This is a genomic window from Acinetobacter sp. Marseille-Q1618, from assembly GCF_902809855.1.
Taxonomy (GTDB): domain Bacteria; phylum Pseudomonadota; class Gammaproteobacteria; order Pseudomonadales; family Moraxellaceae; genus Acinetobacter.
In genome coordinates this window covers 114661-130447 of sequence record NZ_CADDWJ010000002.1, presented here as the reverse complement: position 1 = coordinate 130447, position 15787 = coordinate 114661, and the positions used below count along the sequence as shown (strand labels likewise).

Annotated in this window: 16 protein-coding genes; 13 read left to right on the top strand and 3 right to left on the bottom strand. The window is 39.1% G+C overall.

The features are described from left to right. The first annotated feature begins 21 nt into the window (after window positions 1-21). Window positions 22-2328, top strand: a complete 2307-nt coding sequence (locus HUS24_RS07785; RefSeq protein WP_173911526.1) for a bifunctional (p)ppGpp synthetase/guanosine-3',5'-bis(diphosphate) 3'-pyrophosphohydrolase — start codon at window positions 22-24, stop codon at window positions 2326-2328. Window positions 2329-2382: 54 nt separating this feature from the next. Here HUS24_RS07785 and HUS24_RS07780 read toward each other — a convergent pair whose 3' ends face one another. Together HUS24_RS07780 and HUS24_RS07775 are read right to left on the bottom strand one after the other, a co-directional pair. Beyond that, window positions 2383-2766, bottom strand: a complete 384-nt coding sequence (locus HUS24_RS07780; RefSeq protein WP_173911525.1) for a hypothetical protein — start codon at window positions 2764-2766, stop codon at window positions 2383-2385. A gap of 101 nt (window positions 2767-2867) precedes the next feature. After that, the gene (locus tag HUS24_RS07775) at window positions 2868-3650 is read right to left on the bottom strand and encodes an SDR family oxidoreductase (protein ID WP_173911524.1); all 783 of its coding nucleotides are present in this window, start codon (window positions 3648-3650) and stop codon (window positions 2868-2870) included. Window positions 3651-3766: 116 nt separating this feature from the next. Between HUS24_RS07775 and mazG the strand changes: the two genes are divergently transcribed. From mazG to yjgA, 9 genes are all read left to right on the top strand, one after another. Then, a complete protein-coding gene (mazG, locus tag HUS24_RS07770) occupies window positions 3767-4570 on the top strand; it encodes a nucleoside triphosphate pyrophosphohydrolase (RefSeq protein WP_173911523.1) in 804 nt (267 codons plus the stop codon). A gap of 40 nt (window positions 4571-4610) precedes the next feature. After that, complete coding sequence (locus HUS24_RS07765) at window positions 4611-4985, top strand: ComEA family DNA-binding protein (protein ID WP_254433830.1); 375 nt, start codon at window positions 4611-4613, stop codon at window positions 4983-4985. Window positions 4986-5136: 151 nt separating this feature from the next. Further along, on the top strand, window positions 5137-6591 hold the full coding sequence (gene pcnB, locus HUS24_RS07760) for a polynucleotide adenylyltransferase PcnB (protein ID WP_173911521.1): 1455 nt from the start codon (window positions 5137-5139) through the stop codon (window positions 6589-6591). Continuing rightward, a complete protein-coding gene (gene folK, locus HUS24_RS07755; protein WP_173911520.1) occupies window positions 6588-7076 on the top strand; it encodes a 2-amino-4-hydroxy-6-hydroxymethyldihydropteridine diphosphokinase in 489 nt (162 codons plus the stop codon). Before pcnB ends, folK begins: the two co-directional genes overlap by 4 nt. A 45-nt stretch (window positions 7077-7121) precedes the next feature. Continuing rightward, on the top strand, window positions 7122-7931 hold the full coding sequence (gene panB, locus HUS24_RS07750; protein ID WP_173911519.1) for a 3-methyl-2-oxobutanoate hydroxymethyltransferase: 810 nt from the start codon (window positions 7122-7124) through the stop codon (window positions 7929-7931). A 2-nt stretch (window positions 7932-7933) separates the two neighbouring features. Next, a complete protein-coding gene (gene panC / locus HUS24_RS07745; RefSeq protein WP_173911518.1) occupies window positions 7934-8779 on the top strand; it encodes a pantoate--beta-alanine ligase in 846 nt (281 codons plus the stop codon). Window positions 8780-8804: 25 nt separating this feature from the next. Beyond that, window positions 8805-9656, top strand: coding sequence for an RNase adapter RapZ (gene rapZ, locus HUS24_RS07740; RefSeq protein ID WP_173911517.1), 852 nt, complete (start codon window positions 8805-8807; stop codon window positions 9654-9656). After that, window positions 9653-9922, top strand: a complete 270-nt coding sequence (locus tag HUS24_RS07735; protein ID WP_065994388.1) for an HPr family phosphocarrier protein — start codon at window positions 9653-9655, stop codon at window positions 9920-9922. Before rapZ ends, HUS24_RS07735 begins: the two co-directional genes overlap by 4 nt. A 2-nt stretch (window positions 9923-9924) precedes the next feature. Continuing rightward, entirely contained in the window at window positions 9925-10470 is a 546-nt protein-coding gene (gene yjgA / locus HUS24_RS07730; protein WP_130072016.1) for a ribosome biogenesis factor YjgA, read from the top strand. 177 nt (window positions 10471-10647) lie between these two features. Here yjgA and HUS24_RS07725 read toward each other — a convergent pair whose 3' ends face one another. Continuing rightward, window positions 10648-12294 carry an acyl-CoA synthetase gene (locus HUS24_RS07725; RefSeq protein ID WP_173911516.1) on the bottom strand — a complete coding sequence of 549 codons (1647 nt, stop codon included), beginning with the start codon at window positions 12292-12294 and terminating at the stop codon, window positions 10648-10650. A gap of 555 nt (window positions 12295-12849) precedes the next feature. Here HUS24_RS07725 and thrS point away from each other — a divergent pair. The 3 genes from thrS (at window position 12850) to HUS24_RS07710 (ending at window position 15723) form a co-directional block, all read left to right on the top strand. After that, the gene (gene thrS / locus HUS24_RS07720; protein ID WP_173911515.1) at window positions 12850-14772 is read left to right on the top strand and encodes a threonine--tRNA ligase; all 1923 of its coding nucleotides are present in this window, start codon (window positions 12850-12852) and stop codon (window positions 14770-14772) included. 5 nt (window positions 14773-14777) lie between these two features. Beyond that, window positions 14778-15329, top strand: coding sequence for a translation initiation factor IF-3 (gene infC, locus HUS24_RS07715; protein ID WP_130072012.1), 552 nt, complete (start codon window positions 14778-14780; stop codon window positions 15327-15329). Window positions 15330-15411: 82 nt separating this feature from the next. Then, entirely contained in the window at window positions 15412-15723 is a 312-nt protein-coding gene (locus HUS24_RS07710) for a hypothetical protein (RefSeq protein ID WP_173911514.1), read from the top strand. Window positions 15724-15787: the final 64 nt, after the last annotated feature.

The following is a 15787-nucleotide window of genomic DNA, read 5'->3' as shown; positions in this document are numbered from 1 at the left end:
GTATATTTACGGGAGAAGGGTATGGTCACAGTACGTGAACAGCTTCCAGAGCAACTAAATGAGTTGTCTGAGGAAGCGACTGTAGAACATGCCGTAGAAGCGCAGCAGGCTTTAGCCACTTGGTTAGACCGTGTGCGTGGAATTTTAGACGGTGCAGCGCTTAATCAGCTTGAAGAAGTTGCTCAGTTGGTTTTACAAAAAGAATTAGCAAGCATGGCGGATAGCCGAGTCAATACCTTTGCAACGGGTATTGGTATGGCAGATATTTTGGCACATTTGCATGTCGATGAAGACACGCTTTCTGCTGCGGTTTTGTATCGAAGTGTGCGTGAAGGCATTATCACACTTGAAGAGATCAAAACACATTTTGGGGAACAGGTTTATAACCTTGTCAAAGGCACTTTGGCAATGGGGAAGCTGTCTGAACTGATTGAAAAGAATAAGCGTTTAGAAGATCATTTTAATAATAATCAACGTGAACATTTATCAGGCATTTATAAGATGCTGATTTCTGTGACTGAAGATGTGCGTGTTGTATTGATTAAATTGGCAGAGCGTACTTATGCTTTGCGTGAATTGGCAAAATCACCCAAAGAACGGCAAGAGCGTGTTGCGCGCGAAATTTTAACGATTTATTCACCCTTAGCGCATCGTTTAGGCATTGCACAGTTAAAATGGGAGCTTGAGGATCTTGCTTTCCGTTATTTGGCACCTGAACGTTATAAAGAAATTGCCTCATTGCTCAATGAAAAACGCTTGGAGCGTGAGCAATATATCCAGTTTGTGGTTGAAAAGTTAAAAGGCGAATTGGCTGCCCATGATATTCATGCAGAAATTTCAGGGCGAGTGAAGCATATTTACTCAATTTATCGCAAGATGAAGAGTAAAAATCTAAGTTTTGATCAACTTTATGACATTCGTGCAGTACGTGTGTTGGTGGAAAGTATTCCTGAGTGTTATCACGCTTTAGGCATAGTACATCAAATTTGGCGACATATTCCACATCAGTTTGATGACTATATTACCAACCCTAAAGCCAATGGTTATCGCTCATTACATACTGCTGTGATCGCTGAAAATAAGTCTCTCGAAATACAAATTCGTACCATAGAGATGCATGAAGAAGCAGAGCTTGGCGTATGTTCACACTTTAACTATAAAGAAGGCTCTAAAAACACCGATTATTCATTTAATCATCGTTTACATTCCTTGCGTTCAGTGCTTGAGCATTATCAGGAACGAAATGATGCCAATGTGCATCCGAATGAAGATGAAACAGAAGATTTTGAACATATTCAAGATTTTGAAGGTTTTGAAAAAATCTATGTGTTTAGTCGTGATGGGGATATTAAAGAATTACCTCGCGGTTCAACGGTTTTAGATTTTGCTTATCATGTGCATACTGAAGTGGGAAATAAATGCTATGCAGCACGTGTTAACCAACGTTATGTACCACTTACCTATACTTTAAAAACAGGTGAGCAGGTTGAGATTTTAACCAAGAAAGACCGTGAACCAAATCGTGATTGGTTGGTAAATTCTTTAGGTTATATCAAGACTGCCCGTGCGCGTGACAAGTTACGTCACTGGTTTAGACAGCAAGATCGCAGTAAAAACTTAGAAGTCGGTCGAGAAATTTTAAACAAAGAACTTTCTCGCTTGGCGATTCATCCGAAAAGTATTGATTTAAATGACTATTGTAATCATTTTAATGTCAAAACAGGGGATGATATTTTAGTGGCATTAGTGAGCGGTGACATTAGCTTGCATGCCATGATTAACCAAGTTAACCGTCATATGCACTTAGATCAGGATGAACCTGAACTGGTGTTGAAACCGACGTTGAATCCACGTGCTAGTCATACACTGTCAGCGCATGGCATCTTGATTGATGGTTTAGACAATGTCGAGTTACATATTGCACAATGCTGTCAACCTGTACATGGCGAGTCGATTGCGGGTTATATCACCTTAAATCGTGGAGTGAGCATTCATAAAGTTGCATGTCCTGATTATATGCGAATGATTGGTTTAGAACCTGATCGTGCGGTAGAAGCAGACTGGGAAATGCAACCGACACGTGGTCAAAGTGTGCAAATCGTTGTAGAAGCTTATGATCGTCGTGGTTTGTTGAAAGATTTAACTCAGGTGATTTTTTCTGATCAAATTAATATTCGTCAGGTGAATACGATTTCGGAAGCAGATGGTATTGCCAATATGAAGCTTTTGATTGAGGTAAAAGGGTTGGCACAATTGTCTCGTCTGTTAGCACGTTTAGAGCAGCAACCTGGCATTATCAGCGCAAGACGTTTGGTGCAAGGCAACTAGTTAGATTGAAAATTAAAAAACCTGCAAAATGCAGGTTTTTTTAATGTCTAAGGATTAAAATTTACAGTTTTTTGACTTTTGGTAAATAGAGATGTTTTCAATATTTGCCTGAGCATCCAGTATGGTTTGAGGATGAATCTGGTCAGAAGTAGTGGTCTGATTGGAAAGATTATTCGCAAAATTTCCCGCTTTTGTTGCAGACTCTGAATGTCCCCCAAAGGCACTCAAAGCATTACTTGCGATTCCAGCCCATTTACTGACAGTTTTACCTGTAGCATTGCTGTTTTGGTTGGCAGCATTCAGCGTACGTGTCGCATTGGCTTTTTCAACAGCTAATGTTGCACAATCCATAGATTTGAGTTGAGAGGTGCTGATCGGGCTTGCAAAAGTGGTTGAGCTCATCGCAATGATTGGAATTGCAAACAAATAAATTTTCATCGTATTGTAATCCAATTGTAATTATTGAAACATGATATTAACGTAAATGTAGTCAGACTTAACATTTAAATTGTTAGTAAATGCTTCAAATTATTAAAATTTTACTCATTCGATTTTCTGCTTAAAAACATATTGCTTAAACGGTTGATGATCTGTGGGCTGAAATGAGAAAGCTGATACATGATTTTGGTTTTAAAGCCAACAGGATGATGAGTCTGCGTTAAGATAGTTCCTTTGCTATTCACCAGTTTTAATATTTGCTCAGCAATATCTTGTGGTTTTAAATCCACGCCAATGTTTTGAATCGTGCCTGCATCCATGTCTTTGACCATTGCAGTTTGTACAAATAACGGCATTACATCTAAGACACGAATGCCATATTTTTGCCATTCAATATCTAAACCTTCCGTTATGCCACGAACCGCAAATTTACTGGCAGAATAAGAAATAAGGTCGGCTTGCCCATAAATTGCTGAAGCAGAGGAAAGGTTAATCACGCGTGCAAAAGTAGCCTTTTTCAAAAAAGGCAAGGCTGCATGACAACCATTGAGCACCCCTTTGACATTGATATCGATGGTACGATGATGTGCTGTGATGTCAGTTTTTTCAAAAGCACCTGAGTATAAAACTCCAGCATTATTGACTAAAACATTGAGCTCTCCTGCCCATGCTACAAACTCGTTGAGCGCAGTTTGCCACTCTGAATATTGTGCAACATCCAAACGACCTGCTTTGGCATTTTCTCCTAACTGAGCTGCTAAATGCTGTGCCGCAGTTTCATTAATGTCATAAATACCCACGTTATAACCGTGTTGATAAAATAGTCGGGCAATCGCAGCACCAATTCCTTGAGCTGCACCACTAATAAAAATACTTTGGCGCATATGGGCATCCTTTTTGTTTTAAACGTATCAATCTCAGCTCAGTTGAACATAAAATACTTAACACTGACAAGCCTAGATCGTCATTGAAATTATTGGGTTAGAAAAGGGGACATTTTATGGAAAAGTTACTCAATATCATGCAGCAGTTACGTCAAGAATGTCCTTGGGATCGTGAACAAACCCCTGCGTCTTTGACTAAATACGCCATAGAGGAAGCTTACGAAGTTGAAGCAGCAGTTCGTTCAGGTAATGTGAATGATGTGCGTGATGAGCTGGGTGATCTATTGTTACAAGTAGTGTTTCAGTCACAAATGTATAGTGAGCAAGGCGCTTTTGATTTTAATGATGTGGTAGAAGCCATATGCCAAAAATTGATTCGTCGTCATCCACACGTTTTTGAAAAAGAAAAATTTAAGGATTTAACCCCTGAGGGAGTTTCACAGCTTTGGCAACATATTAAACAACAAGAAAAACAAGGCAAAGTACAGTCTCGTTTGGATGAGGTGAAACATGCACCAGCTTTAGTGCAAGCTGAAAATATTCAAAAAAATGTGGCAAAAATTGGTTTTGATTTTCCTGATGTGGCAGAAGCTTATACCAAAGTAAAAGAGGAATTGGCTGAGTTTGAGGCTGCCGTTGCTGCTGAAAAATCCGATGAAATAATGGATGAATTTGGTGATTGTTTATTTTCTTTGATCAATGTCGGGCGTAAACTAGGAATCTCTAGTGAAATGGCATTATTGGGTACCATTCACAAATTTAAAAAGCGTTTTGCTTTTATAGAAGATCAAGTATTACAACAAGAGAAAACAATAGAACAGATGAGCTTAGAACAATTAGATCAACTATGGGAGCAAGCCAAAATACATTTAAAACAACAGGCTGCGTATGAACAACAAACATTACAAACACACACTTAATGGATATTTTCTATTTTTAATCGTATTGGTATTTTTCAGTGTGTCGATCCATTTACAAGGACATGCTGAAAAATTTGATCAACGTTATCTGCAATGGAAAGCGCAACAACAAGCTCAAGATGCTCGCTTAAAGGGTAATGACCCGAATTATTATTTAGGCAAGCCAACGCTAGATCATAGTGTTAAGCAAACAGCAGCGGCAAATGCCACAAGCCCATCTGCTGCAAAGGTTAATATCAATACAGCAGATTTACAACAATTACAGCAACTTAATGGTATCGGTGCAAAAAAAGCCCAAGCGATTTTGGAGTATCGGCAACAAAATGGAAAATTTAAAAATCTTGATGATCTAAAAAATGTGAAGGGTATTGGTCCAAAAATGTTAGAAAAGAATCGGGCAATGATTGTTTTATAGGAAAGAATGAAAAATAAAAACTGCTATAAATTGCAAATTTTCACTGAATATTTGAAGCAAGATTGAGAGAATCAAATTGCCCTTTGATTGTGTTAGAGATATCATTAGCACAATCATTATTTTTACGTCCTGACGTAGGAGACAGCGTCTTTTGCAAACTTTGCGTGCGTCAAAGTGTGGGTTATCCACCGCTCAATTACCTTCTTCCATTTTAGATGTTATTGATTCTTTAACAAAAGCAGGCTATGAAGCTTATATCGTCGGTGGCGGTGTTCGTGATTTGATGTTGGGTCAAAACCCAAAAGATTACGATGCTGTGACCAATGCAACGCCATCTCAAGTCAAAGAGGTCTTTGGACGTCGTTGTCGAATTATTGGTCGTCGTTTTGAGTTGGCGCATGTCTACTCTGGGCGTGAGCTGATTGAAGTCGCAACTTTCCGTGCGCCCCCCAAAAAAGCCATTACTTCTGCTGCTGGCATGATTTTGCGTGATAATAATTGGGGCACGATTGAGCAAGATTTCTCTCGTCGAGATTTCTCGATCAATGCACTTTATTATCAGCCACGTAAAGGCATTGTGCTTGATTTTTGCAATGCCGTAGATGACATTAAAAGTAAAACTTTACGCTTACTTGGCGATCCTGCACTACGTTTTGAAGAAGACCCAGTGCGGATGCTAAGAACATTGCGTTTTGCAGCAAAGCTGAATTTTAATATTAATCCTGCAATCTTAGAGGTTTTTACCTTAGAGATGACGCAGCTTCTGCGTGATGTTTCACCGCATCGTTTATATGATGAGTCACAAAAACTATTTACAATGGGGCATCTCAATCAAGTGATGCCAATGTTGATCGATTTTGATATTTGGCAACAACTCTTCGCAGATTTAAAAACAGAAATTACGCCATTTATTGAACGTGCTGCAAAAAATACAGATCAACGTATTCAGATTGGTAAAACCATTAATCCTGCTTTTTTCTATGCAGTATTATTGTGGGAAAATTTTTTACGTCGTTGTGATTTTTATCAAGCCAAAGGTGTGGTTGCCGCAGAAGCACGTGCGCAAGCTGGTCTAGATGTATTAAAACGTCAAGCGACTCGCACAATCATCCCCCGTTTTGCTGAAACATTTATTCGTGAAGTCTGGGAGATGCAAACCCGTTTGCTCAATCCAAAACCACAGCAAATCGAAGCACTTTCTGGGCATGCACGTTTTAGAGCAGGTTTTGACTTCTTATTGTTACGTGAAAAATCAGGTGATCCTTCGACACAAGGCATGGGGGCTTGGTGGGAGGCATATCAAAATATGTCGACCGATGAAAAAGAACGTGCCATCAGTAGTTATAATCGCCAACGTGCTAAAAACCGCCGTAAAGCCAACAGTGATGAACCACCTGAAAATAAGGTTTCCACACAGATTGAACCTTTGGTGAAAGAAGCTGAAACCCGCAGTCGTCGTCCGAGAAAAGCGCCAGTTGAAGAGAAAAAATCACTGACAAATGTTGTTTCTCATCAAGCGGATAGTATTCATCCTGACCATCCAATCTTAAAGCGTAAACGTGTACAACGTGATTTGTCTAACGTGATTTTTGGACCAACCCAATGAGTGTTATGACCTATATTGGCTTGGGAAGCAACTTGGGTGATTCACAGCAGATTTTAAAAGAAGCGGTGCAAAAACTTCGTGGTCTTGGACAAGTCAAAGTATCTAAGTTATATCAAAGTCCACCGATGGGACCACAGGATCAACCTCATTATCACAATGCAGTTGTACAGTTGTTAACAGACTTAGAACCGTTACAATTATTAGATGAATTGCAACGTTTTGAACATGAATCTGGGCGTGTGCGCTTGCGTCGTTGGGGAGAGCGTACGCTAGATTTAGACCTTTTGCTTTATGCAGAAAAAAACATTATAAATGAGCGACTCACTGTGCCACATGTTGGTATTTTAGAGCGAGATTTTGTTGTCATCCCATTGTTAGATTTAGACCCTGAACTGTGCGTAAAAGGTCAATCTTTGAAAAAATTGGAATTGCAACAACATTCAACTTTAACTGTTTTAGCTGATACCAATTGGGCAAACATTTAAGCCTGTTGAACGCTAGAAAACTCTTAATGATAGAGGAATATCATCATGATTAGTCTAAGTGATTTACGCAAATTTAAAACGCAAGGACGTAAATTTTCATGTTTAACTTGCTATGATGCAAGTATGGCAAAAGGCATGGAAGTTGCTGAAATTGATAGTATTTTGATTGGTGATTCTTTAGGGATGACCATTCAAGGTCATGATTCAACTTTGCCTGTTAGCGTTGCAGATATGGCATATCATACGGCTGCTGTGCGCCGTGGTAATCAACATTCATTTATTTTGTGTGACTTACCATTTATGAGTTATGCCACACTCAATGATGCTTTAGTGAATGCTAAAACGGTCATGCAGGCTGGCGCTCAGATGGTGAAAATCGAAGGCGGTGAATGGTTGGCAGAAACCGTACAAACGCTGACACGTAATGGTATTCCTGTATGTGTACATTTGGGTTTAACACCACAGTCTGTGCATGTGTTTGGTGGCTATAAATTACAAGCAAAAACCCGTGAAGCTGCAGACCAACTGATTGCAGATTGTAAAGCTGTGGTTGCAGCAGGCGCGGCAATTTTGTTACTTGAATGTGTACCAGCACAATTAGGACAAGAAATTTCTGAATTATTTCCTGAAGTTCCTGTGATTGGCATTGGTGCAGGGAAAGAAACAGATGGGCAAGTGTTGGTCGTCCAAGACATGTTGGGTTTAACTTTTGGTCGAGTTGCACGCTTTGTCCGTAATTTTATGAAAGAACAAGCAGGGGAAACTGCAATTATAGATGCTTTTAAAGCCTATCATGCAGCAGTACAAGATCAGTCTTTCCCTGCGGCTGAACATACTTTCCAAGTCGAGCTATAAACATGAAAACTGAAACTACCATACAAGGATTATCTGCATCATTAAATCCTGCTCGAGCGGCACGAAAAATTATTGGTTTTGTTCCGACCATGGGAAATTTGCATGAAGGGCATTTAAACCTTGTGCGTGCTGCGCGTAAATTGTGTGATGTAGTGGTGGTGAGTATTTTTGTTAATCCGATCCAGTTTGGACCAAACGAAGATTTTGATAATTATCCTCGTACTTTGGAGCATGATCGTCATCTTTTGGCAGAAGTAGGCTGTGATATTGTTTTTGCACCCTCTGTAGAGCAGATGTATGGTAAACAACCACGTTTGACCAATATCAGTGTTAGTGACATTACTAATGATTTATGCGGTTTACAGCGTCCGGGACATTTTGATGGTGTGGCGGTTGTTGTGACTAAATTGTTTAATATCGTACAGCCAAATTTTGCATTTTTTGGGCAAAAAGATTATCAACAATTGGCTGTGATTAAACAGTTAGTGCGTGATTTGAATATGCCGATAGAAGTGATCGGTGTGCCCATTGCACGTGCCGAAGATGGGTTGGCATTAAGTTCTCGTAATGGTTATTTGTCTGAACAAGAGCGTGCAACAGCACCAAGTATTTATGCAACGTTGCAAGCGGCTGAAAAACAATTGCAAAATGGGCAAAGCTTAGATGCTGTATTGACGAATATTCGTCAACAACTGACTGAAGCTGGTTTTGATGTGGATTATGTGGAAGCACGTAGTCCGATGTTGCAAAAAGTTGGTCAATTTGATCAAGATATAGTATTGTTTGTCGCAGCAAAACTTGGAAAAACACGTTTGATTGATAATTTACAGGTCAAACATTCTACATAAAATAAAAAATGAAGGTCGCCATGCCATGAAGCGTATACTTATCGTGACAGGACAATCTGGATCAGGAAAATCATCTGCTTTGCAGGTTCTAGAAGATTTGGGCTATTACTGTATTGATAATTTACCTTTGGCATTGCTGCCTGAGATTGTAGAAAAATTAGACAAAGAAAACAATTTAGAACAATTGGCTTTAGGCGTTGATGTACGTAGTACACAAGCTGATTTGCAAGGTTTTGATGATGTTTTTCAAATGTTGCAAAAACATGGTGAAGTGGACGTAATTTATCTCACGACACGCGATCAGGAACTGATTTCTCGTTTCAGTGCTTCACGTCGACCACATCCATTATCTGCACGTTTTAAAAGTTTAAATGAATGTATTCAGGAAGAAAAAAACTTATTACTTCCAATACAATTACGTGCCACAGTACATATTGATACTTCTGATAAAAGCGTACATGATTTAAAAGATATTTTACTGTCTAAGCTTGGGCAATCAGATAATCTAATTTTGATCTTACAATCTTTTGGTTATAAATATGGCATTCCTTTAGATGCTGATTTTGTCTTTGATGTGCGTCATTTACCAAATCCGCATTGGGACTTAGAGCTTCGCAAATTTTCAGGCTTAGATGAGCCTGTGAAGAAATTCTTAGAAGACAGTCAGCAAGCCAATGAGATGTATGAGGACATTTATCAGTTTTTAAATAAATGGTTACCTGCATTTGCTGAAGGGCATCGACATTATATTACGGTATCTATAGGTTGCACGGGAGGACAACACCGTTCAGTTTATATGGTGGATCGACTGAAAAATGCGTTACAGTCGAAATGGACGATTCAAGTATTACATAGAGAAATGAAGCACTGGTCATGATTGACACAACTGTTGACGTAATTAATAAATTAGGGTTACATGCACGGGCATCTGGGAAACTCATCGAAGTGACCACTAAATTTCGTTCATCCATTCAAATTGGTAAAGGTGACAAGTTAGTGGATGCAAAGAATATCCTTTCTTTACTCATGCTAGGCGCAGGGAAAGGAACTACTTTACGTCTAGTGATTGATGGTGCAGATGAAGAAAAAGCTTTGTCTGAAGTTCAAGCACTATTCGCAGCTAAATTTTACGAGGCAGAATAATCGTGGCACGTCGTCCGCAACGTTTTACTGAAGATGATTTTGAATCTTTAGAAGGGCGTGCAAGTAAATCAGAACAGAAAAGAGCTGTACAACGTATGGCTGCTTTGGGTGAGCAACTGGCTGAGTTGTCTAAAAAACAAATTGAAGCACTCCCTGTTGAGGAGCGTTTAATCGAAGCCTTGCTTGATGTGCAGTTGATTACATCCTTTGAAGCACGTCGTCGCCAGTTTCAGCGTATTGGAAAGTTATTGCGTAATGAAGATGAGGCAATGATCTTATCTTACTTGACTCCGAAACAAGGTGCGAAAAAACTTGCACAATTGGATCGTTGGGTGGAACGTATGATTGAACAACGTGACCCTGCGATTAAAGAGTTTTGTAAGTCTTATAATGCCGCAGAAAGTCATTCATTGCGTCAGCATGTGCTTCGTATCCATCGTGATAAGTCATTGCAAGCAACTGAAGAAGAGTTGGCTGAATCTAAGCAGAAATTTTTAAACTATGTTCAGCAAGTGGCGCTATTGTCTGAACAAGGTCGAGCAAAGTAATTTTATTTACTTAAATTTGATTATAAAAAACGACCTTTGTAGGTCGTTTTTTATTGGGTGAGTTATCTGTACTTGCTTTATGATCATCAAAATTTATATTGATCAATAATTTTTGTGAGTTTATTTCTAACTCTCCCTAGCCCTCTCCTAAAAAGGAGAGGGGGATATTTTTAAGGATCAACCAAACTCGCCCACTGAGCGCTCTTTCGCCCAATCACGTAAGATAAATTTCTGTAACTTACCTGTCGATGTTTTTGGAATTTCACCAATTACCACATCTTTTGGCACCTTGAAACGTGCTAAATGCTGCTTACAGAACTCGATCACTTCTTCTGGTGTGGTCGTTGCTCCTTGTTTTAATTCGATAAATGCACAAGGGACTTCTTGCCAACGTGGATCAGGCTTGGCAACCACAGCAGCGGTCATAATCGCAGGATGGGTATAAAGGACTTCTTCAACTTCTAACGATGAAATATTCTCACCACCTGAAATGATAATATCTTTTGAACGATCCATGATCTTTGCATAGCCATCAGGTTGGCAAACTGCTAAATCACCCGTATGGAACCATCCGCCTTTAAAAGCTTCTTCAGTCGCTTGAGGATTTTTTAAATAACCTTTCATGACGATGTTACCACGGAACATAATTTCCCCCATGGTTGAGCCATCATTGGGTACGGGTTGCATTGTTTCAGGATCAAGAACACGCATCCCATCTTGTAATGGATATGGCACGCCTTGACGCGAATGAAGTTGTGCTTGCTCTTGAATGGATAATTCACTCCAGCCCGCTTGTGATGCACAAAGAGCAGAAGGGCCATAGGTTTCAGTCAAACCATATACATGGTTTACTTGTACCCCAATATGATGCATACCTTCAATAATTGCAGCAGGTGGCGCAGCACCAGCAACCATTACTTCAACACGGTGATTAAATTGGATTTGTTTGTCTTTTGGTGTGTTGATCAGCATAGACAATACAATCGGTGCACCACAGAAATAATCTACTTTGTTTTGATCAATCAATTTATAAATCAATTCAGGGTCGATTTTACGCAAGCAAATATTGGTTCCACCGTTGGCTGCAATCGTCCAAGCAAAGCACCAGCCATTACAGTGGAACAAAGGTAATGTCCAAAGATATTTACAACGTGGTGTCATACCACAAGCAATAATATTACTGGCCGCGTTGATGTATGCTCCACGATGATGATACACCACCCCTTTAGGGTTGCCTGTCGTACCTGAAGTGTAATTTAAGCTGATCGCATCCCATTCATCATTCGGTAAATGCCATTCAAAATTTACATCACCGCCTTTGAGCCAGTCTTCATATTCGATTTGTCCAATACGTGCAGTGGTATCGTTTGCTTCATATTCTTCATCTGCAACATCAATGATATAAATATTTTGCTCAACCAAAGCCACCGCTTCTTGTGCAAGTGCAGCAAACTCTGGATCTACCAACAGTACTTTGGTTTCTGCATGTTCCAGCATAAACGCAATGGTTTTGGCATCTAAACGCGTATTCAATGTATTTAAAACTGCACCTGCCATCGGTACCGCAAAATGTGCTTCAACCATGGCTGGAATATTAGGTAACAATACTGAAACGGTATCGTTTTTTTGAATGCCTAAATTTTGTAGTTGATGCGCAAACTGACGGCAACGGGTATAAGTTTCACGCCAAGAAATATGTCGTGCACCATGAACAATGGCATCTTGATGTGGGTAGATATATGCTGCACGCTCTAAATAGCGCAAAGGTGATAATGCAACAAAGTTTGCAGGTGTGCGTGGCAATTCATCATATGCACTTAGCATAGTTAACTCCATTTAATATTTGTTTTATTTTCCATGCCTAAAAGATATGCATATCTGTATCGTAAATCATTACTGCTTTAGTCGAGTGCTTTTTAGCGAAATAAATACAAAAAATACTTTATTTTATTTTCTTAATAACTTGATATTTAAATATTTTATTTAATTTACTATTTTGAAATTTGTGTATTGAGCTGAAAATAATGAACCAATGTGTCTAGTTTTTTTATAGCTCCCATTTCTTTCTAAAATTTATGGGATTGTGATGCACTTTAAAGTAAATAAGCGCATATTTTAATTTAAATATTTGAAAAATATTAAAAATACGATGATTGGTATATTATAAAATGAAGCTCGCATAAAATTACAAAATAAATATTATTTGCTTGATTTTAAACTTTCGAGCTTACAAAGGTTTATAAAATGCAGTGAAGGGTGTAAAATTTTGAGCACTTTTTATTTTGTTCCACCGATTTTATCTTTTGAGCTTCGCTCGATCATAATCTCGCGGTGATATGCTCTATTGTACGGGGCATCACTCCTTAAGGATTTTAAATTATGCCTATTATCACATTGCCAAATGGCGATCAAAAAAGTTTTGACCAAGCAGTTTCTGTCATGGAAGTTGCACAAAGTATCGGACCTGGACTTGCAAAAAATACGGTTGCAGGAAAGGTAAATGGTCGCCTAGTCGATGCAAGTGATTTAATTACTGAAGATGCGAATATTCAAATCATCACACCAAAAGATCAAGAGGGTGTAGGGATTATTCGTCACTCATGCGCGCATTTGGTGGGGCATGCAGTAAAACAACTCTTCCCAGAAGCAAAAATGGTGATTGGTCCGGTCATTGAAGAAGGTTTCTATTATGACATTTGGATGCCTCGTCCATTTACTTTGGATGATATGGCAGCCATTGAAGAGCGTATGAAACAGCTCATCAACCAAGACTATGATGTCATCAAAAAAATGACACCACGTGATGAAGTGATTGCAGAGTTTACTGCACGTGGAGAAGATTATAAATTACGCTTGATCGCAGACATGCCTGAAGAAACACAAATGGGCTTGTACTATCATCAAGATTATTTAGATATGTGTCTTGGTCCACATGTACCAAACACTAAATTTTTAAAATCATTCAAACTCACCAAAATCTCTGGTGCTTACTGGCGTGGTGATGCGAAGAATGAGCAGCTTCAACGTATTTATGGTACGGCTTGGGCTGACAAAAAAGAATTAGCAGCGTATATCAAACGTATTGAAGAAGCTGAAAAGCGTGACCATCGTAAAATTGGTAAAGCTTTAGATTTGTTCCATATGCAAGAAGAAGCACCAGGTATGGTGTTCTGGCATGCCAATGGTTGGACGATTTACCAAGTACTTGAGCAGTACATGCGTAAAATCCAACAAGACAATGGTTATCAAGAAATCAAAACACCGCAAATTGTTGATTTCACGCTTTGGGAAAAATCAGGTCACGCAGCCAACTATGCTGAAAACATGTTTACGACTCACTCTGAGAGCCGTAACTATGCCGTAAAACCAATGAACTGCCCATGTCATGTGCAAGTTTTTAACCAAGGTTTGAAATCTTACCGTGATCTTCCAATTCGTTTGGCTGAGTTTGGTTCATGTCATCGTAATGAGCCATCAGGTTCATTACACGGTATCATGCGTGTACGTGGTTTTACTCAAGATGATGCGCACATTTTCTGTACGACTGAACAAATTGGTCAAGAAGTTGCTGACTTTATTAAACTGACTTTGGATGTTTATAAAGATTTTGGCTTTGAAGAAGTACAAATGAAACTGTCTACACGCCCAGAAAAGCGTGTAGGTGCTGATGAACTTTGGGACGTTGCAGAAAAATCTTTAGCAGATGCTTTAGACAATGCGGGTCTTGAATGGGAAGAGCAGCCAGGTGAAGGCGCGTTCTACGGTCCGAAGATTGAATTCTCACTCAAAGACTGCTTAGGCCGTATCTGGCAGTGCGGTACAATTCAGTGCGACTTTAACTTGCCGTTACGTTTAGATGCTTCTTATGTAACAGAAGATAACGATCGTGACCATCCTGTGATGCTGCATCGTGCAATTCTTGGCAGTTTTGAGCGTTTTATTGGTATACTTATTGAACACTACGCAGGCTTTATGCCACCATGGTTGGCTCCAATCCAAGCATGTGTCATGAATATTACTGATTCTCAAGCAGTAGCATGTGAAAATGTAGTTGCAAAACTCAAAGAAAATGGCATTCGTGCAATTTCAGACTTGAGAAATGAGAAAATCGGCTTTAAGATTCGTGAGCGTACTTTAGAACGAATTCCATACTTATTGGTACTTGGGGATCGAGAAGTAGAGGAAGGGACTGTGAATGTCCGTACTCGTTCAGGGAAAAATTTAGGTACTATGTCAATTGATGCATTTGTTGACTTAGTGAAAGCAGCCGTAGCCGAACGTGGCCGGTATATTGTGGAGTAAGAAAGATTAAACAGCCTGACCGTAACCAACAACAAGGTGCTAAAAGCAATCGTCCTGCATTAAATGATGAGATTAAGGCAAAAGAAGTCCGTCTCGTTGCTGCAGATGGAGAACAAAAAGGCATCGTGACGCTTGCAGAAGCGTTACGTGCTGCTGAAGACGCAGATCTTGACCTTGTTGAGATTGTGGCAAATGCAGAACCGCCTGTTTGTAAAATCATGGACTTTAACAAACATTTATTTGACTTAAAGCAAAAGCAAAAAGATGCGAAAAAGAAACAGCATCAAGTGCAAGTTAAAGAAATTAAGTTACGCCCGGGTACAGATGTTGGTGATTACAACGTTAAGTTGCGCGCTATTTTGAAGTTCCTTGAAGAAGGTAACAAAGTCAAAATTACTCTACGTTTCCGTGGTCGTGAAATGGCACACCAACAGTTAGGTCTTGCTCAATTACAAAAAATTGAAGCAGATGTAGCTGAAAGTGGTGTTGTTGAGCAAGCCCCAAAAATGGAAGGTCGTCAAATGGGTATGTTACTTGGACCGAAAAAGAAAAAGTAAGATTCTATTGAGATCGAAAAGCACTGCACTCAGCAGTGCTTTTTTATGTTTAAATGGTTTAAAAGTAACGTTGAGAAATACAATGACATCTATAGAAGGTTCAAATGAGCTAGGTTTAATTAATCAAAAAATTATTGAAGATGGTGAGATTTTACCGCAAGTTAAACTAAAAGATGGAAGCTCGGTACAAACAGGTACAGTTGCGACTATGTTGTATAATATTCAACTTTATAATTCAGGACATCGTGGCGAAGTAGAGAGGGAATTGGTTTTAGCGATTCCGACATTAGTCAAAGTAGGGCTTTTTGATTTGTTTCAGGTAGATGAATGGATTCAAGGTTCAAATGCAGGACGTAAATTTGTTGGATTAAAAGCTAAAGAATATCTTAAATAACTCTAAGATTTAAATAAAATATCAAATAGTGATATTTATTTAAGAAAATAATTCATTATTTAGA